The organism is Mycobacterium innocens (genome assembly GCF_900566055.1).
In the GTDB taxonomy this organism is placed as follows: domain Bacteria; phylum Actinomycetota; class Actinomycetes; order Mycobacteriales; family Mycobacteriaceae; genus Mycobacterium; species Mycobacterium innocens.
In genome coordinates, this window is the sequence record NZ_UPHQ01000056.1 from 32362 (window position 1) to 56180 (window position 23819).

Genomic DNA, 23819 nt, shown 5'->3' on the forward strand with positions numbered 1-23819 from the left:
CACGCTAGCGTGCCTAGATAACGTTACAGATTGCCAGAATTCTGACAAGCCAATACAGGGAGGTCCGGATGGAGATCAGCGGCAAGAAGGTCGTGGTCATCGGCGGTGCGTCGGGTATGGGTCGGGCCACCGCCGAGTTGCTGGCCGAACGTGGCGCGCACGTCGCGGTGCTCGACCGCGAGAACTCCGACGGCAAGGCCGTCGCCGAGGGGCTCGGCGGCGCGTTCTACCCGGTCGACGTCACCGACTTCACCGGAACCGAAGAGACCCTGCAAACGGCGGTCGACGACCTCGGCGGCCTGCATGTCGCGGTGACGACCGCGGGCGGCGGCATCGCCAAGCGGACCCTGACCAAATCCGGCCCACACGACCTCGAATCCTTCCAGTCGGTCATCGATCTCAACCTCATCGCCACCTTCAACATCAGCCGGCTGGCGGCCGCGCACATGGCCAAGAACGACCCGGAAGACCCCGAATCAACGGGGGAGCGCGGCGTCATCATCAACACCGCATCCATCGCGGCCTTCGAGGGCCAGATCGGGCAGGTCGCCTATACCGCCGCCAAGGCCGCGATCGCCGGCATGTGCCTGACCATGGCCCGTGATCTGGGATCGATGGGAATCCGGGTGCTGGCCATCGCGCCGAGCCTGTTCCTGACCGGGCTGACCGCCATGGTTCCCGACGAGATGGCGGCCCAGCTGGTCAAAGACGCGGCCTTCCCGAAGCGGATGGGCCGGCCCATCGAGTACGCAAAGCTGGCGGCGGCCATCGTGGACAACCCGATGCTCAACGGCCAGTGCATCCGCCTGGACGCCGGCCAGCGGTTCGCGCCCAAGTAACCGACGAGCCGGCCGGGCCCACGCCGGGCATTGAGTACACTCTTTAGAAAATCAGCAGGACCCGCGACGGCGCGGGCCGCGCAGTGCCGCGAGGAGGGCCCTGATGGGTATCGCACTCACCGACGACCACCGCGAACTCGCCGAGGTAGCCCGCGGGTTTCTGACGGCCCAAAAGGCCCGCTGGGCAGCGCGGTCACTGCTCGACGCGGCCGAGGAACAGCGACCGCCCTTCTGGCCTCAGGTGGTCGAACTCGGCTGGCTGGGTCTGCACATCGGCGAAGAGCACGGCGGGTCCGGCTACGGGCTGCCCGAACTCGTGGTGGTGATCGAAGAACTCGGCCGCGCGGTGGCGCCGGGACCGTTTGTGCCCACCGTCATCGCTTCGGCGGTGATCGCCAAGGAGGGCATTGCCGAGCAGAAAGCCCGGCTGCTGCCGGGCCTGATCAACGGAAGCGTCACCGCGGGCGTGGGTCTCGACGGCCGGGTGCAGGTCACCGATGGCGTCGCCGACGGCGACGCGGGTGTCGTCCTGGGTGCCGGGCTGGCCGATCTGCTGCTGGTCACGGCCGGGGACGACGTGCTGGTGCTCGACCGCGGCCGGGCAGGTGTGTCGATAGACGTGCCGGAAAACCTCGATCCCACCCGGCGTTCCGGGCGCGTTCGGCTGACCAAGGTGAGCGTCAGCGCCGACGACATCCTGGCGGGGGCACGCGAATCGGCGCTGGCGCGGGCACGGACGTTGCTTGCCGCCGAGGCGGTCGGCGGCGCGGCCGACTGTGTCGACGCCGCCGTCGCCTACGCCAAGGTGCGGCAGCAATTCGGCCGCACCATCGCGACTTTCCAAGCGGTAAAACATCATTGCGCCAACATGCTGGTGGCGGTGGAGTCCGGCATTGCCGCGGTGTGGGATGCCGCCCGTGCGGCATCCGAAGATGAAGAACAGTTCCGCCTGATCGCGGCGGTGGCCGCGGCGCTGGCGTTTCCGGCCTATGCGCGCAACGCCGAGCTCAATATCCAGGTGCACGGCGGCATCGGCTTCACCTGGGAGCACGATGCCCATCTGCACCTGCGCCGGGCGCTGGTGACCGCTGGATTGCTGGGCGGAGATGCGCCGGCCCGCAATGTCTTCGACCGCACCGCGGCCGGGGCCACCCGCGCCAACAGCCTCGACCTGCCGCCCGAGGCGGAAGAGTTGCGCACCCGGATCCGCGCCGACGCCGCCGAGATCGCGGCTCTGGACAAGAAGGCGCAACTGGACAAGCTGATCGAGACCGGGTACGTGATGCCGCACTGGCCCAAACCGTGGGGCCGCGCCGCGGATGCGGTAGAGCAGTTGGTGATCGAGGAGGAGTTCGGTAAGGCCGGCATCAAACGCCCGGACTACTCGATCACCGGCTGGGTGATCCTGACCCTGATCCAGCATGGAACAGCTTGGCAAATCGAAAGATTCGTGGAGAAGGCACTGCGTCAGGAAGAAATCTGGTGCCAGTTGTTCTCCGAGCCCGACGCCGGCTCGGACGCGGCGTCGGTCAAGACCCGTGCCACCCGGGTGGATGGCGGCTGGAAGATCAACGGGCAGAAGGTGTGGACCAGCGGGGCACAGTATTGCGCCCGCGGCCTGGCCACCGTGCGCACCGACCCGGACGTCCCCAAGCACGCCGGCATCACCACGGTGATCATCGACATGAAATCGCCCGGCGTCGAGGTGCGCCCGCTGCGACAGATCACCGGGGGCTCGGAATTCAACGAGGTGTTCTTCAACGACGTGTTCGTTCCCGACGAGGACGTCGTCGGAGCGCCCAACTCCGGGTGGACGGTCGCACGGGCGACGCTGGGCAACGAGCGAGTCAGTATCGGCGGCAGTGGGTCGTTCTACGAAGGACTGGCAGCCAAACTGGTGCAGCTGGCCCAACGGAGAGCAGATCGGTTGGCGGGAGCCGAGGTTCGGGTCGGGTACTTCCTGGCCGAAGATCACGCGCTACGGCTGCTGAACCTGCGTCGTGCGGCGCGCAGCGTCGAAGGTGCAGGCCCGGGACCGGAAGGCAATGTCACCAAATTGAAGCTGGCCGAGCACATGATCGAAGGCGCTGCCCTCTCGGCGGCATTGCTGGGGCCCGAGATCGCGCTGCTCGACGGTCCCGGTGCGGTGGTCGGCCGGATGGTGATGGGCGCGCGCGGCATGGCGATCGCGGGGGGCACCTCCGAGGTGACCCGCAACCAGATCGCCGAGCGGATTCTCGGCATGCCGCGTGACCCGTTGATCAACTAGGGCTCGGCGAGCAGGGGCCTGCGCTCGCGAGCAGACGCAAAATCGCCTCAAAATCGCGGATTTTGGGCGATTTTGCGTCTGCTCGCGCCACTAGGCGCGGGGCTCGAACAGCGGCGCGCCGCCGGAACCCTGCTCCGGCCGGATCACCACCGGCATTCCGCATGTCACCGAATCCGGTTCACACCCAACGATATTGGCCGCAACACGGAGCCCGCTCTGTTCGCTGAGTTCCACCAGGGCAATCACATAGGGGGTCGGGATGTCCGGGTTGTACGGGTGGTAGTTGACCGTATAGGTGAACACCGTGCCGTGCCCGGACACCGGCCGTGCCACCAGAGGCCCGCCGCAGCCGCGGCATTCACCGGTCGCCGGATGCACCCAGCATCCGCAACTGTCACAATGCTCGATGAGCAGAGGCTGGGCGGACACGCTCAATACAGTACACTCTATTGATTCATGTCTATTGATTCATGGACGGATGGCCTGGCGGACGGTGCACGTGAACTATTTCGAGAAGGACGCGATCCTGTCCGGCCTGGGCATCTCCCGCATCGGGCGGCGCACCGGCATCCCGGGGCTCGAGTTGACCATGGAAGCGGTGCGGACCGCCATCGACGACGCCGGTCTGGTCGCCGCCGACATCGACGGCATCGCGACCCTGGGCGACACCCCCGCCGCCGAGGTCAACGCCGAGCTGCGGATCGACGCGGGGGATTGCGGATCCGGCTTCGGCACGGGCGGTTTGCTGAGTCCGGTGATGTCGGCGTGCCGGGCGGTGGCCGAGCGGCGCGCCCGGCATGTGGTGGTCTACCGGACCATCCAGATGCTGGGCGGCACCGTCCCGGTGAAACCGCAAGACGATGCGCCGGCCCCGCCGCTGGCGCGGATGCTGGACCTCCCGGAAGGCACCCCGCGGCCCGCCGTCGGGCCGATGGACGACATCACCGATCTGATTGCCGCACACGCCTATTCGGCGGCGAACTGGCTGGCGCTGAATTGCCGCCGGCACATGGAGCTCTACGGAACCACCAAGGAGCAGTTGGGCTGGATTGCCCTCAACGGCCGGCGCAACGCGGCGTTGAATCCGCTGGCGGTCTACCGCGAACCGATGACGATGGCCGACTATCTGGGCGCGCGGCCGGTGTCGACGCCATTCGGGCTGCTGGATTGCGATGTGCCCATTGACGGTTCCATCGCGGTGGTGGTCTCGAGCGCCGGGTATGCCCGCGATTGCCCGCACCGGGCCGTGGCGGTCGAGGCGATTGGTGGATCCGACGGCGCCGGCGGGTGGTTTCATCGCGACGACTATCCCAAGATGGCGATGTCGGACGCGGCGGCGCAGATGTGGTCGCGGACCGAACTGACACCGGCCGACCTGGACGTCGCCCAGCTGTACGACGGCTTTACGTTCCTGACCATCGCCTGGCTGGAGGCGCTGGGTATCTGCACAGACGGCGACGCCGGCCCGTTCGTCGAGGGCGGGGCGCGGATCGCCCGTGACGGCGAGCTGCCGTTGAACACCTACGGAGGCCAACTTTCGGCGGGGCGCATGCACGGCTACTGGGCGTTGCACGAAGGGTGTCTGCAGTTGCGCGGCGAGGCGGGGGAGCGGCAGGTGGCTCAGCGCCCGGAGGTCGGCGTGGTGTCCGTGGGCGGGGGCCCGGTGGCGGGATGCATGCTGCTGACATGCTGAAACGCGTTGTGGGGCAGTTCCATTGAGTGTAGAGCCACCGGCGGCCCGGACCGACAAGCGCGCCGCGCAGATCGCCCGCTGCATCGAGGCCGAGGTCGTCCGCCGCGGCTGGCCCGTCGGGGCATCGTTGGGCTCGGAAAGCGCTCTGCAAGAGCGATATGGCGCCAGCCGGTCGGTGCTGCGCGAAGCCGTTCGGCTCGTCGAGCACCATCAGGTGGCGCGGATGCGTCGCGGACCCAACGGCGGCCTGCTCATCTGTGCACCCGATGCCGGACCGGCGACCCGCGCGGTGGTCATCTATCTCGAATACCGGGGCACCACCCTGGACGACCTACTCGACGCGCGTCTGGTGCTCGAGCCGCTGGCCGCCGCTCTTGCCGCCGAACAGATCGACGAAGCCGGAATCGAGCGGCTGCGAGCGGTGTTGGGTGCGGAGCAGCAGCAGCCGGGGTTGCCCGCCGCGCGCGACGAGTTCCATGTGGCGCTTGCACAGCAATCGAAAAGCCCCGTCCTACAGCTGTTTATCGAAGTCTCGATGCGACTGACCAGGCGCTACGTGCTGTCCTCGCGGACCGACTCGGCGACCGAGGCGCTGGAGGCGCTGGACCGGCTGCACCACGACCATTCGGGAATCGCCGCGGCAGTCACCGCCGGTGATTCCGCGCGCGCCAAGGCGCTCAGCGAGCGGCACGTGCAAGCGGTGACCGCCTGGCTGCGGCAGCATCGGCGCGCCGATCGGTCCGGGCGGGCAAGGCCCCGACAGGTACGGCGGCTGGACCCCGAGGCGCCCCGCGGCAAGCTGGCCGAAGTGCTGGCCGCCGCGATCGCCGACGATATCGCCGCCAGCGGTTGGCAGGTCGACTCGGTTTTCGGAACCGAGGCTGCGTTGCTGGAGCGTTATCGCGTGAGCCGCGCGGTGCTGCGGGAAGCGGTGCGGCTGCTGGAATTCCACACGATCGCCCACATGCGCCGGGGGCCCGGCGGTGGGCTGGTCGTCACCCGGCCCCAGGCGCAGGCCAGCATCGACACCATCGCGCTGTACCTGCAGTACCGCAAGCCGAGTCGCGAAGACCTACGCTGCGTGGGGGATGCGATCGAGATCGCCAACGTGGCGAAAGTCGTGCAGCTTCGCAACGAGCCCGACGTGGCGGCCATGCTCGACACGCTGGACCCGTCCACGGATTTCGCCGCCGACGCGGCGGCAGGCGAAATGCGTAAGGCCGCGGCCGAGGAATTCCGGTTCCATATCGGCCTGGCTCAGCTGGCCGGCAATGCGCTGTTGGAGCTGTTTCTGCGGATAATCGCCGAACTTTTTCGCCGGCACTGGTCCAGCACCGGAGGGCAGCCACCGACCGCAGCCGACGTCGTCGCCGTCGAACACGCCCACCTGCGAATTCTGCAGGCAATCCGCGCCGGCGACGACAGCCTGGCCCGCTACCGCATCCGTCGCCATCTGGACGCGGCGACGTCATGGTGGCTCTAGAAACTCGGTCGAGCCAAACTCGCGCATAATCAACGCCCCCGGCGGGTACCTGCTTACCTGAACGAAAAGCCGGTCCAGCACGGGTGCCGGCGCAGGGGCGGGAGCGCTGACATGACGATTGGCACGGAAACCGAGCGACAAGGCTTCGTCCATTCCGCGCTGCTGTACCACTCCCAGCGGGAGTATCTGGATTTCGTCGGACGCTTCGTGGCCGACGGGTTGGCGCTCGGGGAGCCGGTTCTGGTCGCGCTACCAGCGGACCGGCTGGCATTGCTGCGCGGCGAACTGGGTGCCCGCGGTCGCGCTGCGGCGGAGCTGCGCATGATCGACATTTCCCGTGCCGCACGCAATCCGAGCCGATTCCTGGCCACAGCGAGTTCCTTCGCGGCGAAGTACCCCGATCGGCGGGTCCGGATCGTCAGCCAACTCGTCTGGCCCGGCCGCAGCGCCGACGAGTGTCTGGCCTGCGTGCAGCAGGAGGCGTTGGTCAACCGGGCATTGGCAGATCACAGCGTGATGGCGCTGTGTCTCTTCGACGCCGAGCGGCTCGATGACGAATTGCTGGCGGATGCCCGTGCCACCCATCCGTTGTTGTGGAAATGCGGGTCGGCTGATCACAGTGCCGATTACGCCCCGGATGAGACGTTGGCGCGCTGCAATCAGCCGCTACCGCGTAACCCGGGCGCCGTGACCTATCTGGTGCGCGACAGCACAGACCTGCGGCGTGCGCGTTCGTTTGCCGTGGACTACGCCGGATGGGTCGGACTGTCGCAAGACGGCCTGGAGGATTTGCGATTGATCACCACCGAGCTGGCCACCAACAGCCTGCAATACGCCGACGGAGCATGCCAGCTTGCCTTCTGGCGTCATGATGAGCACCTGGTCTGCGAGGCGCGCGACAGCGGACGGTTCGATCAGCCGCTCGTTGGACGTCAACTCCCGGGCACCAGCGCAACCGCAAGCCGCGGGCTGTTCTTGGTCAACGCTATGGCGGATTTGGTGCGTACCCACACCACGGGAAACGGCACCACCATTCAGGCATACCTTCGGCTCAAGCCGTCGGCGGCTTCCGTGGGCTAGCGAGTCCGTCCGTGGGGGTAGGTCCACAGCGGACGGGCGTCGAACCTATCCCACCGACCCGCTCGGTGCCGGCACCTCCGGAATCGTACACGTGGTGGTTTTGCAGTTATCGGTGCTGTTGCAGCTCACCGCCGCGGTGGCTGCAAACGCCGCGATCAGCGCCGCGACAACTATCCGAACTGCCCGGGACCCTTTGCTTTTTGCATTCATCGGTGGTGCCTTTCGATTGCCATTGCGCAGATGTGTGAATTCCGACGATGACTGTCTGCAGATGTTATGCCGTCGCTTCCCGCGGCGGGCCGTTTTGTCTTAATGGCTCTGGCCTGCCGCAAAATCAAACCCGCGCGGAGCGATCCTGAGGGATATGGGCCGGGGGGAAACTGTCCGGCGGCTTATCTTCGCCCAGATGCGGCGAGCCGGCGATGCAGCTGGTCCGAACGCGAAATGCGCTAGCCGGCGTACGTCGCAAACTGTCGCCGAGGTCATGATTTCACGGCTGGTCGAAATCTGTAATTGCCGGTGCGCGTGGCGGCGTGGTCGAAACCCCGGCGCGGGCCAACCCCTACTGTGGCACCACGCTCGTAATCGGGTTGGCAGGCTCGCGTTCAGCGGCGCACCCGGCCGCTAGCACCGCGGACGCCGCGGCCAGTACTACGACCACCGTCTTGACCGCCTGCACCGTCCTGCTGGTCTCTTTTGCGCTCATCGACCGTGCCTTTCGTTTGCTGGACCGCACCCATAGTTGGCGATTCCGCCGCATCAGATGCTATCGCCAAAGCACCGAACGGCGTGGTGTTTTGGGACGTTGAGCAGTGGAATCCGGTCGCGGGGATGCACCCTTGGCCGCAGCGGAACCTGGCGGGTGCGCGTGGTGCGCAGGGCGCCCGGCAAGGCCGTGACTCAGCTCGGTCGGCCCGCAACGGTCGACACGCCGGAGTTGCCGGGGCCGGGCACAGGTCGGCATGGCCGCGTCGACGCTGAGAATCGCCTTGCGCGCGTCGCCGCGGGACGTCTAGTGTCACCCTTCGTGCGTCTTCTCGAGCGTGCCGTAGTAGCCAGCACCCGCAGCGGGGTCTGATCCGGACCGACCCCCCGCTGTGGGTCGCAAGCTACTACCGTCGGTCGCTCCTACTGATCAGAGAAGACCGGCACTATGACTTTCCCCGCCCTCGACCGCGACCCGACCAGTGGTCCGGCGCAGCCGACCGCCGGCGCCTGGTTTGCCGAGCACTTCGGCGCGGACGTGCCGCGAGGTCTGCGAGAACAGGCCGCAGCCATGTCTTGGGAACGCTTCGTCGCGACCTACGGTCATACCGCCGGCCCAGTTCGGTTGGGGCACTGGGAGTGCACGGATCCGGATCGGCCTGCCGCGCGACTCGGTCCGCAGGCCCGGAATTTCCGGGCCATGATTGCGGTCGCGGGTCGCATCAGCACGTCGACCGCGGCCGCCGGCGGCCCGATCGCGGCTCTGACCTCGATGTTGCACGACCGCGGGATCACCGTGGAGACATTGAAGTTCCACCAGATGTACTCCGATGGATGCACCGCCACCTTCGTCTGTGGCAGCGATGGGATCGCCAGCGAGTGGGCAATGGGCTGGTCGCGGGATCCGACTCAATCCGCGCTGCGTGCGCTGATCGCGTGCGCCAACCGGCTGCTCACCCCATGACCGCGAGCAGACACACAATCGCACACTGCCGGCTCGCTGCGTGCGATTGTGTGTCTGCTCGCCGGCCTCAGGCGGTCACAGCGGGCGGAGGACTACGGGCATGCCGTCCTTGGGGACCGGCATACCGCCGTAGTCCCAGCTCGGGTGGTAATCCGGCCGCGGCAGTTCCAGCCGGTAGCGGCGCAGCAATCGGTGCAGGATCGTCTTGATCTCCAATTGGCCGAACACCATCCCAAGACACTTGTGTGCGCCGCCGCCGAAGGGCGTGAACGCGTAGCGGTGTCGTTTGTGCTCGTTGCGTGGCTCGGTGAATCGCTCCGGGTCGAATGTCATTGGCTCGGTCCAGAATTCAGGCAGGCGGTGATTCAAGCCGGGAAACGCGATGACGTTGGTGCCCTTGGGCAGGTAGTAGCCCAGCAATTCGGCATCGCGAACGGTCTGCCGCATCGCCCACTGGACCGGAGTCACCAACCGGATCGACTCGTTCATCACCAGGTCGAGAGATTCCAGCTTCTCCAGCGATTCGATGTCCAGCGGCCCGTCGCCGAGGCGGTCGGATTCATCGCGGCAGCGCTGCTGCCACTCCGGGTGAGCCGCCAGGTGGTAGGCCATCGTGGTGGCCGTCGACGTCGACGTGTCGTGGGCGGCCATCATCAAAAAGATCATGTGATTGACGATGTCCTCGTCGGAGAACCGGTTGCCGTCCTCGTCCTCGGTCTGGCACAACACCGTCAGCAGGTCGTTGCCTTCCTGGCCGCGGCGTTCCTTGACCCGCTCGGCGAAATAGTGCTCGAGCAGTTCCCGGGCCTTGAGGCCCCGCCACCAGGTGAACGGCGGCAGGCTGGTGCGGATGACGGCGTTGCCGGCGCGGGTCGTCGTCGTGAACGCCTTGTTCACCTTGGTGACCAGCTCATGGTCGGTGCCGGGTTCGTGGCCCATGAACACCATCGAGGCGATGTTGAGCGTTAGTTCTTTCATCGCCGGATAGAGAAGGAAGCGCGCATCGTTGATCACCCAGTCCTCGGCGATCACCTTCGACACCACGTGGTCCATCTGCTCGACGTAACCGACCAGCCGCGACCGGACGAACGCCTCCTGCATGATCCGCCGGTGAAACATGTGCTCCTCGAAGTCGAGCAGCATCAGCCCGCGCCGGAAGAACGGGCCGATCACCGGGACCCAGCCCTGCTGCGAGTAGTCCTTGTTGCGGTTGGAATAGATGACCTGAGCGGCGTCCGGGCCCAGCGCCGCGACGAACGGCAAGACCGGCGAGTCCCCGTAGATGACCGGCCCCTTGGTGTTGTACAGGAACATCAGATAGTCCGGTCCGCCGCGCAGCATTTCGATCATGTGCCCGATGATCGGCAGCCCAGCGTCACCCACGACCGGCTTGAGCCCGCTGCCCGGCGGCGGGTCGGCCAGCTTCTTCTCCGGAAATTGCGTGTTCAGCAGCCAACGCTCCACCAGGCCCATGCCGGGAAAGTTGTTGAACGACGGGGTCAGCCGGCGCTGGGCTTGGTCAAGGAGATATGCCGGGGTGCTGATCGTCGCCCTGCTCGTGGCCATGACGCTCCTTACCGGTTGTGGCGGCCATCACTACCTAGATCCATCCTTGGAACGAACTTGACGGCTGTCAAGTTTTCTTTTCGCGCGGCTTGGTGCATGGTCAGCATGTGAGTGAGCACGCCCGCGCCCAGCAAGCTGTGCCGGCATTGCGGCGGCGTGGCGACAAGCATCGGCTGGCGATCCTGCAGGCGGTGCGGGAGCTACTGCAGGAGCGGCCGTTCGCGGAACTGTCGGTCAGCACCATCAGCAACCGGGCCGGGGTAGCCCGCTCGGGGTTCTACTTCTACTTCGACTCCAAGTACGCGGTGCTGGCCCAGATATTGGCGGAGGCAGCCGAGGAACTCGAAGAACTCACCCACTACTTCGCCCCGCGCCAGCCGGGTGAGTCGCCGCAGCAGTTCGCCAAGCGGATGGTCGGTAGCGCCGCCGTCGTCTACGCGCACAACGACCCGGTGATGGTGGCCTGTAATGCCGCCCGCCACACCGACATTGAGATCCGCGAGATCCTCGAGCGGCAGTTCGACGTGGTGCTGCGCGAGATCGTCGGCGTCGTCGAGGCCGAAATGCGAGCCGGCACCGCCAACCCGATCAGCGACGACCTGCCGACATTGATTCGTACCCTGGCGGGCACCACCGCGCTCGTGCTGACCGGCGACCCGCTGCTCGTCGGCCGCGACAGCGACCCCGACCGCCGGGTGCGGGTGCTCGAACAGATGTGGCTCAACGCGCTCTGGGGCGGTGCGCCCAAGGCCTGAGCCGCCGGTATTGTCACCGCCATGGCGCAACCGCGGTATTACGCAGGGAAACGGTGCCTGGTCACGGGTGCGGCCAGCGGCATCGGCCGTGCCACCGCGTTACGGCTCGCGGCGCAGAGTGCCGAACTCTATCTGACTGACCGCGACGCGGACGGCTTGGGGCAGACCGTGTCCGACGCGTGTGCGCTCGGCGCGCAGGTGCCCGAGCATCGGGTCCTCGATATCTCCGACTACGCACAGGTGGCCGCGTTCGCGGCGGACGTCCATGCCAGCCACCCCAGCATGGACGTCGTGCTCAACATCGCCGGCGTCTCGGCGTGGGGGACTGTCGACCGGCTGACCCACGACCAGTGGAGCAGGATGGTCGCGATCAACCTGATGGGTCCCATCCACGTGATCGAGACATTCGTTCCGCCGATGGTCGCAGCCGGCCGGGGCGGGCATCTGGTCAACGTGTCCTCGGCGGCCGGGCTGGTCGCGCTGCCCTGGCATGCGGCTTACAGCGCGAGCAAGTACGGCCTACGCGGGCTTTCCGAGGTGCTGCGCTTCGATCTCGCACGACACCGCATCGGGGTGTCGGTCGTGGTGCCGGGCGCGGTGCGGACACCGCTGGTCAACACGGTCGAGATCGCCGGCGTGGACCGCGACGACCCCCACGTCAAGCGTTGGGTGGACCGCTTCAGCGGCCACGCCGTCTCGCCGGAGAGGGCTGCCGAAAAAATCCTGGTCGGCGTGGCGAAGAACCGGTACCTGATCTACACATCGCCGGATATCCGCGCGCTGTACGCATTCAAGCGGCTGGCGTGGTGGCCTTACAGCGTGGTGATGCGCCAGGTTAACGCCATCTTCACCCGCGCGCTTCAGCCCAGCCCGTTGCCGCGCTGACCTGTTACTGGCCGGTGCCGCTGAGCAAGAAGCCGGCGAGTCTGCTGCCGACGTTTCCGATGCCGGAGAGCAGCGCGCCGGTCAATCCTGCAGTGCTGGTGTTGTACCAGCCGGTGACGATACTGCCGATGTTTCCCATGCCCGACGTCAGTTGGCCGATGTTTTCGACCCCGGAGAGAAAGCGCCCACCTTGGTTGGAGAACCCGGAAATGAATTGACCCGCGTTGAAGAATCCCGAGCCGCCCCCGGTGCCACTATTGAAGAATCCCGACGTTGGATTAATGGTGGAATTGCCGACGCCTGGTGCTGCGGGAATGTGAAGGATCGGGACCGAGATGGGGCCCACGCTGTTGATGATTTCAATGTGCATCCTGCTGAATGGTATGCCGCCTACGTTTCCTACGTTGAACCCGGTCAAGTCGAAACGGTTGATAACTATTTTGGGTATATTGACGGTGATTGACTCACCCTCGCCCAGCGGAATGGTCACATTCGGAATGGGACTAGGTAAATCGATGAATAGCTTGAGGTCTATCGGGACGTCCATGCTGAACGGCTGGACTGCTATGCCGTCGATAAAGCCAGTGACGGGTATTGCGAGATCGACATTAACGCCTATATTCAAAGGGATTCCGGGCATCGTGATGCCAAAGTCGAAGCCGAATTGTCCCCGGTTGTCACCGCGCCAGAAATAGCCGTTGTTGCGGTTTTCCAGAGTTGAACGAGCCGGTGTTCAGGTTGCCATTATTGTAGTAGCCGGTATTAGCACTTCCGGTGTTGAAATCTCCGGTGTTGAGGGACCCGCTGTTGAGATTACCGGTATTGGTGCTGCCGGTGTTGGACAAACCGGTGTTCAAACTGCCGGAATTGAACAGGCCAGTATTGAACGAGCCGGTGTTTCCGATGCCGGTGTTAGCGGTGCTGGCATTACCGACGCCGGTGTTGTAGCTGCCCGTGTTGCCGATGCCGAAGTTGCCCTTACCGGAGTTGAAGAAGCCGGTGTTGCCGTCGCCGGAGTTGAACAGCCCGGTATTGTTTGTCCCCGAATTCAGGTCACCAAAGCCGAACAGATTGCTGCCGGTGAACCCGACACCCCAGTTTCCGTTTCCGGTATTGGCCAAGCCGATGTTTCCGCTGCCGGTATTGCCGAACCCGATGTTGTAGTCCCCGGTGTTGCCGAAGCCGATGTTGCCGACGCCGGTATTGCCGAAACCCAGGTTGAAATCGCCCAGGTTGCCGAAACCAAAATTGCTGTCACCAAAGTTGGCGAAACCGAAGTTTGCGCTGCCATGATTTGCGTCGCCGATGTTGAAGCCGCCGATGTTTCCGTTGCCCAGGTTGAAGCTACCCAGGTTCGCGCTGCCGAAGTTAAGGCCACCTCCGTTGGCGGAGCCAAAGTTGAACGTCGATGCGCCCGCGCTGTTATGGAAAACGCCCGAAAGGCGGCTGCCGACATTGCCCAATCCCGAATTCAAGACCCGGAATTCGAGATCGAGATTGCTGGTGTTCTCGAAGCCCGAGATGGAGTTGCCGAAGTTGTGGATACCCGATTGCAGCAGGCCGGCATTCAAGGCGCCTGAACTGCCAAGGTTGCGGGTGAAGTTGAAGAAGCCCGAGGTGTCGGGTCCGAAGTTGCCGAAACCCGAAGTGCCCCCGCTGTCGCTATTGAAGAAGCCTGACGAGGGCGCGTCGGTCGAGTTCCCGAAACCCGGCGTGGCCGGGATATTGATGATCGGGATGTTGATCGGGCCGACACCCCCGGCAACAAAAACACCCAATTTCGTTTGAGGGCTTCCTACGGTGATCGAGATGAAAGGTCCCGTTACTCTGATGGGAGGCATTTGTATTGGCCCGACAGTACCTCTCAGAGCGGGGAAGCCCAACGGGATTGCGGGGATCTTGAACGACGCTAGGACGATTTCGGTGGTGCGACCCTCGACAGGAATATGCAACGGAACACTCAACGGTAGATTTATCGGAATTTCTGGAATCGTCATGGTGTAGGAGAACCCAGCATTTCCCGCACCGTCGCCCCGGGCGAAAAAGCCGTTGTTCATGTCGCCGACGTTGAAGGCTCCGGTGTTGAGATCGCCGGTGTTGGCCCAGCCCGTGTTGATGTTGCCGGTGTTGTAGGACCCCGTGTTGGTGTCGCCCGGGTTGAACTCGCCCGTGTTGAAGTCGCCGACGTTGTAGTTCCCGGTGTTGTAGTTGCCGACGTTGCCGATGCCGGTGTTGACGATGCCGGCATTGAAGAAGCCAGTATTCGCCCTACCGGAATTACCGGAGCCGGTGTTGAACGAACCCGAATTGCCGAGGCCGAAGTTTCCGGTACCGGAGTTTCCGAAGCCGGTGTTGCCGCTGCCCGAGTTGAACAGTCCGGTGTTGCCGGTGCCGGAGTTGAGCCCGCCGAAGCCCAGCTGGTTGCTGCCGCCCAGCCCGATCCCGAAGTTGTTGTCCCCCCCGAAGCCGCCGTTTCCGAAACCGATGTTGCCGTTGCCGGTGTTGCCGATTCCGATGTTGCCGCTGCCGGTGTTGCCGAAGCCGATGTTGAAGCTGCCGTTGTTGCCAAAGCCGAAATTGTTGCTGCCGAGGTTGCCGAGGCCGATGTTGAAGCTGCCCAGATTGCCCGAGCCCAGGTTGAAGCTGCCCAGGTTGCCCGAGCCGAAGTTGAGGTTGCCGACGTTGCCGTTGCCCTGGTTGAGATCACCGAGGTTGGCGTTTCCGAAATTCAGGCCGCCAAAATTGGCGAAGCCGATATTGAGGATGCTCGACCTGCCAGGCGGAAGAAGCCCCGCAGGCGCGGCAACGGCTGCCGCCGGGGCCGCGCTCGCGCCGGCAGCTATCGAGTTGCCAACGTCGAGCAGGCCCAGAGCCCGGCCCGCCAGGCTCTGCAGCGGGCGGGCGAAAGGCTTCAACGCGGTGGCGACTGTGGAAGCCGTGGAATGGTAGCCAAGCATTGCGGCGACGTCTTGCGCCCACATCTCCTCGTACTGGGCCTCGGCTGTGGCGATTGCCGGCGCATTCTGGCCGAAGAGGTTCGACCACAATAGCCGCACCAGCGAAGAACGGTTGGCCGCGACGAACGCCGGATGCACCATCTCGGTGCACACTGCCTCGTAGACGTCGACTGCGATTTTCGCGTGTCCGGCCGCTTGCTCGGCTTGGGCCGCCGCCGACTGCAGCCACGCCAAGTGGGGCGTCGCCGCGGCCGCCATCGCAGCCGAGGCCGCACCCTGCCAAGACCCATTCGCCAGACCAGACGCCACCGACCCGAACGAGGCCGCCGCTATGCGCAACTCCGCGGCCAGCCCGTCCCAGGCTGTCGCCGCCTGCAGCATTGGGCCCGCACCGGCACCGGCGAAGATCCGAGCGGAATTGATCTCCGGTGGCAGTACCAAGAAATTCATTCGCCCGTCCTCCGTTAAGCGGTGTTTCCTCGTGCGCCGGGAGAACGGGCGCCGTCGGGCTGCCCAGACCAAGCCCCAACCGCATCCCGACCGGCCGTGACGCTCACCGCATGGTGAACCGTGGACCATGACCGTCGGGCGAGGTTGTTCACTCGTGAGCAGTTTGTTGTCACGATCGACTGTGCCCGGCCATGCTTCGGCAAGCCTTCGCGAATTGTGAAATGCCCAGTTCGCGGTCCCGGTATCGGCGCCGCGCGGTACGTATTCAATGCCAGATCTCACGCGCGCGGCGGCCCGCCCCGGCATCGGGCTATGCGGGCATGTGGAGTTCGAGGCGCACGCCGAGTAGCCGTACCGGGCGGTCCAGCTCGAACAGGTTCAGGACCCGCAGGGCGGCGGCGATGACGACGTCGGCGTCGGTGGTGGGTGCATCGAGCTTGCGGACTTTGGTGCGGGTGTAGAACGTTGCGGTGCGTACGACAACGGCCACCCGGGTGACGAGCCGCCCCGAGGCCACCACCTCGTCGAGTGCCTTGCTGGCCAATTCCCTTACCGCTGACTCCATTTCGGTTCGTTCGGTGAGGTCTTTCGGAAAGGTGATGACGTGGCTGCGGGAGCGCGGGACCCAAGGGGTCGCGCTGACTTCGGTGTCGCCGCCTCCCTTGGCGAGCAGGAGCAGCCACAGCCCTGTTCTCGGGCCGAACGCCGACGTCAGCTCCTCGGCGGCGGCGTTCGCGAGCCCTCTGACCGAGGTGATGTCAAGGGCCGCAAGCTTTTTCGCTGTCTTCGGACCCACTCCCCAGAGCGCGTCGACCGAGCGGTCGGCCATCAGAGCCATCCAGTTGGTGTCGGTGAGCGCAAAGATGCCGGCCGGTTTCGCGAAGCCGGTGGCGACTTTGGCGCGTTGCTTGTTGTCGCTGATGCCGATCGAGCACGACAGTTGGGTCTCGGAGAAGACCACAGCGCGGATCTGTTCGGCGACGTCGGTGGGATCCCCGGTAGCCACGCCGACATACGCCTCGTCCCAGCCCCACACCTCGACCGGATGCCCCAGGTCGCGCAACAACGCCATCACCTGGTCGGAGGCCGCGTCATAGGCGGGCGGATCCAACGCCAGAAATACGGCGCCGGGGCAGCGGCGGGCGGCGGCACGTAGCGGCATTCCCGCCCGCACGCCGAACTCGCGAGCCTCGTAGGAAGCGCAGGTGACTACCTTGCGGGGTTCGGAGGGATCGCCGTTGCCGCCGATGATGAGCGGCAGCCCGGCCAGTTCTGGATGTCGGCGCCGCTCCACCGACGCCTGAAACTGGTCGAGGTCGACATGCAGTATCCATCGCGGCATCGGGATCGGTCACCGCCCGCAGAGCTTGCGCGCCAGGCCTTCCCACGCGTCGCCCAACGTTTGCATGCTGTGACCGTGTTCGTTGAGCTGGTGCTCGACGTAGTCGACGTCGAGCAGGGCCAGCAGGGCATCGGTCTGGACATCGAGGTCGCCGGTCGTGTGAGCCGACCGCAACAGCACCCGCACATGCGTGCGGTGCACCGACGCCGCCGCACTGTGACGGGTCTTCGGGTCCCGGTTGGCCTGCGACAGCAGCTCGCGGTGGGCATGGACGAAGCAGATCCGCTGCCGGCCGAACGCGATCAGGCGTTCCAGCGGCGGCGCATCCGGGCCCAGCGGCGGCGGGCCGAACAGAAATGCCTGCTGACTGGCCCGCTCGTCTTCGTCGAGCAATACCGTCATCAGACCGGCCCGGCTGCCGAACCGGCGAAACAGCGTGCCCTTGCCGACACCGGCCGCGGCGGCGACGTCGTCCATGGTGATCGCGTCGGCGCCACGGTTGGCGACCAGTCGGCGCGCCGCGTCCAGCAGCAGGGCGCGATTGCGCGCCGCGTCACCGCGCTCCGGCCGAGTCGACGCCGGCAACTCGTCACTCATCCCTGCACAGTAACGCGGATGGAATAAAGCGGACCAGAGTCCGGTTGAGCCGTGCAAAGATGAGACCGACGCGAAGGGAAAGCAATATGTCCGATATCTCCGATTTCTCCGGCATCTCCGGCATCTCCGGCATCTCCGGCATCAGAGTCTTGGCGCTGGTGGGAAGCCTGCGCACGGGTTCGGTCAACCGCCAGATCGCCGAGCTTGCGGCCGCCGTTGCGCCCGACGGCGTCAGCGTAACGGTGTTCGAAGGGCTGGCGGAGTTGCCGTTTTACAACGAGGACATCGATACCCCTGATGGCGTTCCCAAAGCGGTGATCGCGTTGCGACAGGCCGCGGCGCAAGCGGATGCGGCTCTGGTGGTCACCCCCGAATACAACGGCACCATCCCCGCTGTCATCAAGAACGCCATCGACTGGCTGTCACGCCCGTTCGGCGACGGTGCATTGAAAGCCAAGCCGCTGGCCGTCATCGGCGGGTCTGTGGGCCGATACGGCGGGGTATGGGCCCACGACGAGACCCGCAAGTCGTTCGCGATCGCCGGCGCGCGGGTGATCGACGCGATCAAGCTGTCGGTGCCGTTCCAGTCCCTGGCGGGCAAGGCGCCCGCGGACAGCTCCGAGATGTCGGCCAATCTACGAGACATCGTCGGCAAGCTGGCCGCCGAAGTGGGCTGACCCGGTTACCGCGGGCGGGCCGGCGCGCCGCTCCGCCAACCCCTGACGGCGCTGGCCGGGCGCGAACTGCGCCTTTGCTGGGCCCGCCTTGCCGGACGACGACCCACGGGCCTGTCGGTGGTCGGTGATATACCGGGCGACATGGATACCACGGCCGGGTTGTGTGATCTGCGACACGCCGACACCGGCTCGGACACACGCCCACGACCTGCGAATTTCAAGAATGTCATTCAGAACATCTTGTATCTCTTCTCGTCACGACCCCCTAGGTGTAGTGTTTCGGGCACCGGCAGATCCCAGGTTCACCGGCTCCCACCAGGTTCACGGGGCCCGCTGAACTTCCCGGAATCGGCATCGCCATGTCCGATCAGCATGGTGGCCCACGACGGGAATCTGGGAGCATGCCGGGCCGCTGAACATAGCGAAGATGCACCACCTGAGTCGTTGCCAGTTCCTGTTCCCCGATTCCCGCAAAGGAGCGGTACGCCCATGACCATCACCGTCTACACCAAGCCCGCATGCGTGCAGTGCAGCGCGACCTACAAGGCGCTGGACAAGAACGGCATCGCCTACGAGAAGGTCGACATCAGTCTGGATTCCGAGGCGCGGGACTACGTGATGGCGTTGGGCTATCTGCAGGCGCCGGTCGTGGTGGCCGGGGACGACCACTGGTCCGGCTTCCGGCCCGACCGCATCAAGGCGCTCGCCCTGGCTGCGCTGAGCGCATAACACGGGCAGGCGCTAGGTAAGGAGACAGCGGTGCCATGGATATCAGGCCGTGCAACCTGGTCTATTTCTCCAGCGTGTCGGAGAACACCCACCGCTTCGTGCAGAAGCTGGGTCTGCCCGCCACGCGGATACCGCTGCACGGCAGCATCGAGGTCGACGAGCCCTACGTACTGATACTGCCCACCTACGGCGGCGGCCGGGTTGCACCCAAACTGAATGCCGGCGGCTATGTCCCCAAGCAGGTCATCGCCTTTTTGAACAACGAGCACAATCGAGCGCTGCTGCGCGGGGTCATCGCGGCCGGCAACACCAACTTTGGTCCGGAGTTCGGCTACGCCGGTGACGTCGTCGCGCGCAAATGCGACGTTCCCTACCTTTACCGCTTCGAATTGATGGGCACCGAGGACGACGTGGCCGCCGTCCGTGCGGGCCTGGCTGAATTTTGGAAGGAGCAGACGTGTCACCAACCGTCATTGCAGAGCCTGTAACCTCCGGCGCGCACTCGCACCTCTCGGGGGGCCAGGCGGAACTGGATTATCACGCGCTGAACGCGATGCTGAACTTGTACGACGCGGACGGCAAGATCCAGTTCGACAAGGACGTACTCGCGGCGCGCCAGTACTTCCTGCAGCACGTCAACCAGAACACCGTCTTCTTCCACAACCAGGACGAGAAGCTCGATTACCTGATCCGCGAGAACTATTACGAGCGTGAGGTTCTCGACCAGTACTCGCGTAACTTCGTCAAGTCGCTGCTGGACCGTGCCTACGCCAAGAAGTTCCGGTTCCCGACGTTTTTGGGCGCCTTCAAGTACTACACGTCCTACACCCTGAAGACTTTCGACGGGAGGCGGTATCTGGAGCGTTTCGAGGACCGGGTGGTCATGGTTTCGCTCACGTTGGCGGGCGGTGACACCACGCTGGCCGAGCAGCTGGTCGACGAGATCATCGAAGGCCGCTTCCAGCCGGCCACCCCGACGTTTTTGAACTCGGGCAAGAAACAGCGCGGTGAGCCGGTGAGTTGCTTCCCGGCCGGAACCCCAGTGGATACCCCCGACGGCCCTAAGGCAATCGAAACTCTGCAGGTGGGCGACCGGGTGCTCTCGCACGACGGGTCCTTCGCCGCCGTCGAAGCCGTCGTCGAGAACCCCAATGACCAAGCACTCATTTCGATCTCACACTTCGGGCACAGGGAACCGATCCTGTGCACCCCCGAGCATCCAATCCTGGTGTGGACCACGCGCGATGTGCAGACACTTATCGATGGTGACGGCGCGGACCCCTTCAACGGCTTCGTGTGGTTGGCTGCCAAAGACATTCGTCCCTCGGACTTCATCGTGACGGCAGCCCCAATGGAGGGACGGGCGCGGCGGGTCTACGACCTGATGGAGCACGCCGGCGCGGGCGAATACGAAGAGGTCGATGGGCTCATACGTAAGGTCAACTCTGATCGCAAGCACCGCGACAAGCAGCGCCACCATATGAGCTTCGTATCGGTGAATCGCTACGTCGAAGAGTCGTACGATCTTGGCCTCGTCCTCGGCTGGTACCTCGCCGAAGGTCATATCTCCAAGCGATCGGGACCCGCGGACCGAACGCCCAATGGCATCCACTTTACGATCGGCACACACGAACTCGAGTACCAGCAGGAGTTGGCGGCGGCTTTCAAACGCGTGTTTGCCGCGGACCTCGCGATCCACCAGAGTGTGTCGGACCAGTCGGTTCGTATGATTTGCAACAGTAAGGTCGTTGCGTCGTTGTTCCTCTCCTTGGTGGGCACGGGATATCGGTCGAAGCGGTTGTCCCCCGACGTCTTAACGGCCGATGACGAGTTTCAGCGTGGATTGCTTGCCGGACTGTTCCGCGGCGACGGCTGCAGTACCAGCGGCGGCATGGTGCTCGACCTTGGCCCGGAGTTTGACCTGGGCCCGGAACTGATTGATCAGGTGCAGCTTCTTTTGCGCCGAATCGGGATAGTCTCCAGGATCCGCCAGTACGTTAACCGGGCAGGCAACGTGACGGGACAGGTGTTCGTGCCCGGGCTGCCCGGCGCCAACGAAGAGTTCATCTTCGACGTCGGCAAGAACCTGCACAACTATATCGGCCAGAAGGGGACGACGCGCACGACCTATCAGGTTGTGCATGGGCGGCACGTGTACGGGATCCGTGAGTTGCGGCGCACGCGGGAAGCCCCGACGAAGGTCTACAACCTCCACGTCAAGGAGACGCACACGTACACGATTCGCGGCACGGTCGTGCACAATTGCTTTCTGTTGCGCATCGAGGACAACATGGAGTCGATCGGGCGATCGATCAACTCCGCACTGCAGCTGTCCAAGCGCGGCGGCGGAGTTGCGCTGCTGCTGACCAACATTCGCGAGCACGGCGCGCCGATCAAGAACATCGAGAACCAAAGCTCGGGCGTCATCCCGATCATGAAGCTGCTCGAGGATTCGTTCTCTTATGCCAACCAGCTGGGCGCGCGCCAGGGTGCCGGCGCGGTGTACCTGCACGCCCATCACCCCGACATCTACCGCTTCCTGGACACCAAGCGGGAAAACGCCGACGAGAAGATCCGCATCAAGACGCTGAGCCTGGGCGTGGTGATCCCCGACATCACCTTCGAGTTGGCCAAGCGCGACGACGACATGTACCTGTTCTCGCCCTACGACGTCGAGCGGGTCTACGGGGTGCCGTTCGCCGACATCTCGGTCACCGAGAAGTACTACGAGATGGTCGACAACCCGCGGATCCGCAAGACCAAGATCAAGGCGCGGGAGTTCTTCCAGACGCTGGCCGAGTTGCAGTTCGAGTCCGGCTACCCCTACATCATGTTCGAGGACACCGTCAATCGCGCTAATCCTATTGACGGCAAGATCACCCACTCGAACCTGTGCTCGGAGATCCTGCAGGTGTCCACGCCGTCATACTTCAACGAGGACTTGTCGTATGTCAAAGTGGGGAAAGACATTTCGTGCAACCTGGGGTCGCTGAACATCGCCAAGACGATGGATTCGCCGAACTTCGCCCAGACGATCGAGGTGGCCATCCGAGCGCTGACCGCGGTGAGCGACCAGACCCACATCACGTCGGTGCCCTCAATTGAGCAGGGCAACAACGACTCCCACGCAATCGGGTTGGGTCAGATGAACCTGCACGGCTACCTGGCGCGTGAGCGCATCTTCTACGGGTCCGAGGAGGGCATCGACTTCACCAACATCTACTTCTACACGGTGCTCTACCACGCGCTGCGCGCGTCGAATCGGATCGCGATCGAACGCGGCACGCACTTCAAGGGTTTCGAGCGGTCCAAATACGCGTCGGGGGAGTTCTTCGACAAGTACACCGAGGAGATTTGGGAGCCGAAAACCGAGAAGGTGCGCCGGCTATTCGCCGACGCCGACATTCACATCCCGACTCAGGACGACTGGCGGCGGCTCAAGGAATCGGTGCAGGCGCACGGCATCTACAACCAGAACCTGCAGGCGGTGCCACCCACCGGGTCGATTTCCTACATCAACCACTCGACGTCGTCGATCCACCCGATTGTGTCCAAGGTCGAGATCCGCAAGGAAGGCAAGATCGGCCGGGTCTACTACCCGGCGCCGTATATGACCAACGACAACCTGGAGTACTACCAGGACGCCTACGAGATCGGCTACGAGAAGATCATCGACACCTATGCCGCGGCCACTCAGCATGTGGATCAAGGGCTTTCGCTGACGTTGTTCTTCATGGACACCGCCACCACCCGTGACGTGAACAAGGCGCAGATCTACGCCTGGCGCAAGGGGATCAAGACGCTCTACTACATCCGGCTGCGGCAGATGGCCCTGGAAGGAACCGAAGTGGAGGGGTGCGTGTCCTGCATGCTCTAGGCGCGCAAGCCGAGTGTGTATCCGGCGATGCCCACCCGGAAGGTGTCGCGTCGCCAGATACACACTCGGTGAGGAGTCTGCCCAGGTCAGCGGCCGCAACGGGGTAAGGTGCTTGACGTGGTGAGAATCAGCCGACCCCACCCCAGCGTGAAGCCCGGGGTCAAAGTCGACGCGCGCAGTGAACGCTGGCGCGAACACCGCAAGAAGGTGCGCAACGAAATCGTCGAAGCGGCATTCCGTGCCATCGACCGCCTGGGGCCCGAGCTGAGTGTGCGGGAAATCGCCGAGGAAGCCGGCACCGCCAAGCCCAAGATTTACCGGCATTTCACCGATAAGTCCGACCTGTTCGTCGCGATCGGGGAGCGGCTGCGCGACATGTTGTGGGCGGCGATCTTCCCGTCGATCAACCTCGCCACCGACTCGGCCCGCGAGGTCATCCGGCGCAGCGTCGAGGAGTACGTCATCCTCGTCGACAAGCACCCCAATGTGCTGCGGGTCTTTATTCAGGGCCGTTCCGCAAAGCAGTCCGAGGCGACGGTGCGCACGCTCAATGAAGGCCGGGAGATCACTTTGACCTTCGCCGAGTTGTTCAACAACGAACTGCGTGAGATGGATCTGAATCGTGCGGCGCTCGAGCTCGCCGCGCACAGCGCGTTCGGAGCGGCCGCCTCGGCCACCGAATGGTGGCTGGGTCCCGAGCCCGACAGCCCGCGACGGATGCCGCGTGAGCAGTTCGTCGCGCATCTGACCACGATCATGATGGGCGTCATCGTCGGCACCGCCGAGGCGCTGGGTATCACCATGGACCCCGAAAAGCCGATCCACGACGCGGTACCCAGCAATCGCGCTGTCAGCTGAGTGCCGGCCGCGTTGACATCGCCGCAAGGATCGTCAACACTCGTTCTAACCGATACCCTGGGTACTGGGTACTTGGGCCGCGCGGCCCAAAGC

Annotated in this window: 18 protein-coding genes and 4 pseudogenes; 15 read left to right on the top strand and 7 right to left on the bottom strand. The window is 64.7% G+C overall.

Annotation, left to right across the window (positions count from 1 at the left end; translation table 11 throughout):
• Positions 1 to 68: 68 nt before the first annotated feature.
• Together EET03_RS07095 and EET03_RS07100 are read left to right on the top strand one after the other, a co-directional pair.
• Entirely contained in the window at positions 69 to 839 is a 771-nt protein-coding gene (locus EET03_RS07095) for an SDR family NAD(P)-dependent oxidoreductase (RefSeq protein WP_075543418.1), read from the top strand.
• 103 nt (positions 840 to 942) lie between these two features.
• Positions 943 to 3108 carry an acyl-CoA dehydrogenase family protein gene (locus EET03_RS07100; protein ID WP_099194034.1) on the top strand — a complete coding sequence of 722 codons (2166 nt, stop codon included), beginning with the start codon at positions 943 to 945 and terminating at the stop codon, positions 3106 to 3108.
• A gap of 90 nt (positions 3109 to 3198) precedes the next feature.
• Here the strand turns inward: EET03_RS07100 and EET03_RS07105 are convergent, their stop codons facing one another.
• Positions 3199 to 3537, bottom strand: a complete 339-nt coding sequence (locus tag EET03_RS07105) for a Zn-ribbon domain-containing OB-fold protein (protein ID WP_075543416.1) — start codon at positions 3535 to 3537, stop codon at positions 3199 to 3201.
• Positions 3538 to 3607: 70 nt separating this feature from the next.
• Between EET03_RS07105 and EET03_RS07110 the strand changes: the two genes are divergently transcribed.
• The 3 genes from EET03_RS07110 (at position 3608) to EET03_RS07120 (ending at position 7364) form a co-directional block, all read left to right on the top strand.
• On the top strand, positions 3608 to 4801 hold the full coding sequence (locus EET03_RS07110; protein ID WP_099194343.1) for a thiolase family protein: 1194 nt from the start codon (positions 3608 to 3610) through the stop codon (positions 4799 to 4801).
• 22 nt (positions 4802 to 4823) lie between these two features.
• On the top strand, positions 4824 to 6284 hold the full coding sequence (locus EET03_RS07115) for a FadR/GntR family transcriptional regulator (protein WP_075543415.1): 1461 nt from the start codon (positions 4824 to 4826) through the stop codon (positions 6282 to 6284).
• A 111-nt stretch (positions 6285 to 6395) separates the two neighbouring features.
• Entirely contained in the window at positions 6396 to 7364 is a 969-nt protein-coding gene (locus EET03_RS07120) for a sensor histidine kinase (protein WP_075543414.1), read from the top strand.
• A gap of 562 nt (positions 7365 to 7926) precedes the next feature.
• On the opposite strand, the gene EET03_RS30110 is transcribed toward EET03_RS07120, so the two are convergent.
• Entirely contained in the window at positions 7927 to 8070 is a 144-nt protein-coding gene (locus EET03_RS30110; protein WP_167470601.1) for a hypothetical protein, read from the bottom strand.
• A 447-nt stretch (positions 8071 to 8517) separates the two neighbouring features.
• Between EET03_RS30110 and EET03_RS07135 the strand changes: the two genes are divergently transcribed.
• Positions 8518 to 9033, top strand: a complete 516-nt coding sequence (locus EET03_RS07135; protein WP_075543411.1) for a 2-isopropylmalate synthase — start codon at positions 8518 to 8520, stop codon at positions 9031 to 9033.
• A gap of 75 nt (positions 9034 to 9108) precedes the next feature.
• Here the strand turns inward: EET03_RS07135 and EET03_RS07140 are convergent, their stop codons facing one another.
• Complete coding sequence (locus EET03_RS07140; protein WP_075543410.1) at positions 9109 to 10599, bottom strand: cytochrome P450; 1491 nt, start codon at positions 10597 to 10599, stop codon at positions 9109 to 9111.
• Between the two features lie 107 nt (positions 10600 to 10706).
• Between EET03_RS07140 and EET03_RS07145 the strand changes: the two genes are divergently transcribed.
• Together EET03_RS07145 and EET03_RS07150 are read left to right on the top strand one after the other, a co-directional pair.
• Positions 10707 to 11354, top strand: coding sequence for a TetR/AcrR family transcriptional regulator (locus EET03_RS07145; protein WP_099194035.1), 648 nt, complete (start codon positions 10707 to 10709; stop codon positions 11352 to 11354).
• A 21-nt stretch (positions 11355 to 11375) separates the two neighbouring features.
• Positions 11376 to 12239 (top strand): SDR family oxidoreductase, encoded by an 864-nt coding sequence (locus EET03_RS07150; RefSeq protein ID WP_075543408.1) that lies wholly within the window; start codon positions 11376 to 11378, stop codon positions 12237 to 12239.
• Positions 12240 to 12243: 4 nt separating this feature from the next.
• Here EET03_RS07150 and EET03_RS31245 read toward each other — a convergent pair whose 3' ends face one another.
• The 4 genes and pseudogenes from EET03_RS31245 to EET03_RS07165 form a co-directional block, all read right to left on the bottom strand.
• Positions 12244 to 12879 (bottom strand): hypothetical protein, encoded by a 636-nt coding sequence (locus EET03_RS31245; RefSeq protein WP_244232270.1) that lies wholly within the window; start codon positions 12877 to 12879, stop codon positions 12244 to 12246.
• Between the two features lie 70 nt (positions 12880 to 12949).
• Positions 12950 to 15646 (bottom strand): annotated as a pseudogene (locus EET03_RS07155) (PPE domain-containing protein); the annotation flags it as partial.
• Between the two features lie 310 nt (positions 15647 to 15956).
• On the bottom strand, positions 15957 to 16988 hold the full coding sequence (locus EET03_RS07160) for a DNA polymerase IV (protein ID WP_099194036.1): 1032 nt from the start codon (positions 16986 to 16988) through the stop codon (positions 15957 to 15959).
• Positions 16989 to 16997: 9 nt separating this feature from the next.
• Positions 16998 to 17585 (bottom strand): TetR/AcrR family transcriptional regulator, encoded by a 588-nt coding sequence (locus tag EET03_RS07165; protein ID WP_075542423.1) that lies wholly within the window; start codon positions 17583 to 17585, stop codon positions 16998 to 17000.
• 86 nt (positions 17586 to 17671) lie between these two features.
• Here EET03_RS07165 and EET03_RS07170 point away from each other — a divergent pair, with 86 nt between their 5' ends.
• The 7 genes and pseudogenes from EET03_RS07170 to EET03_RS07190 all read left to right on the top strand — a co-directional run bounded on the left by EET03_RS07170 (position 17672) and on the right by EET03_RS07190 (position 23726).
• A complete protein-coding gene (locus EET03_RS07170; RefSeq protein ID WP_082274593.1) occupies positions 17672 to 18262 on the top strand; it encodes an NAD(P)H-dependent oxidoreductase in 591 nt (196 codons plus the stop codon).
• A gap of 489 nt (positions 18263 to 18751) precedes the next feature.
• Positions 18752 to 18991: a redoxin NrdH gene (locus EET03_RS07175; protein ID WP_036391258.1), complete on the top strand. Its 240-nt coding sequence runs from the start codon at positions 18752 to 18754 to the stop codon at positions 18989 to 18991.
• 35 nt (positions 18992 to 19026) lie between these two features.
• A complete protein-coding gene (nrdI, locus tag EET03_RS07180; RefSeq protein ID WP_075542422.1) occupies positions 19027 to 19479 on the top strand; it encodes a class Ib ribonucleoside-diphosphate reductase assembly flavoprotein NrdI in 453 nt (150 codons plus the stop codon).
• Positions 19449 to 20018, top strand: a pseudogene (locus tag EET03_RS32640) (ribonucleotide reductase N-terminal alpha domain-containing protein); the annotation flags it as partial. The gene nrdI and the pseudogene EET03_RS32640, both read left to right, overlap by 31 nt.
• Positions 20007 to 21227: pseudogene (locus EET03_RS32645) on the top strand (LAGLIDADG family homing endonuclease); the annotation flags it as partial. The pseudogenes EET03_RS32640 and EET03_RS32645, both read left to right, overlap by 12 nt.
• 24 nt (positions 21228 to 21251) lie before the next feature.
• Positions 21252 to 22868: pseudogene (gene nrdE / locus EET03_RS32650) on the top strand (class 1b ribonucleoside-diphosphate reductase subunit alpha); the annotation flags it as partial.
• 117 nt (positions 22869 to 22985) lie between these two features.
• Positions 22986 to 23726: a TetR/AcrR family transcriptional regulator gene (locus EET03_RS07190; RefSeq protein WP_063469156.1), complete on the top strand. Its 741-nt coding sequence runs from the start codon at positions 22986 to 22988 to the stop codon at positions 23724 to 23726.
• The last annotated feature ends 93 nt before the right edge of the window (positions 23727 to 23819 follow it).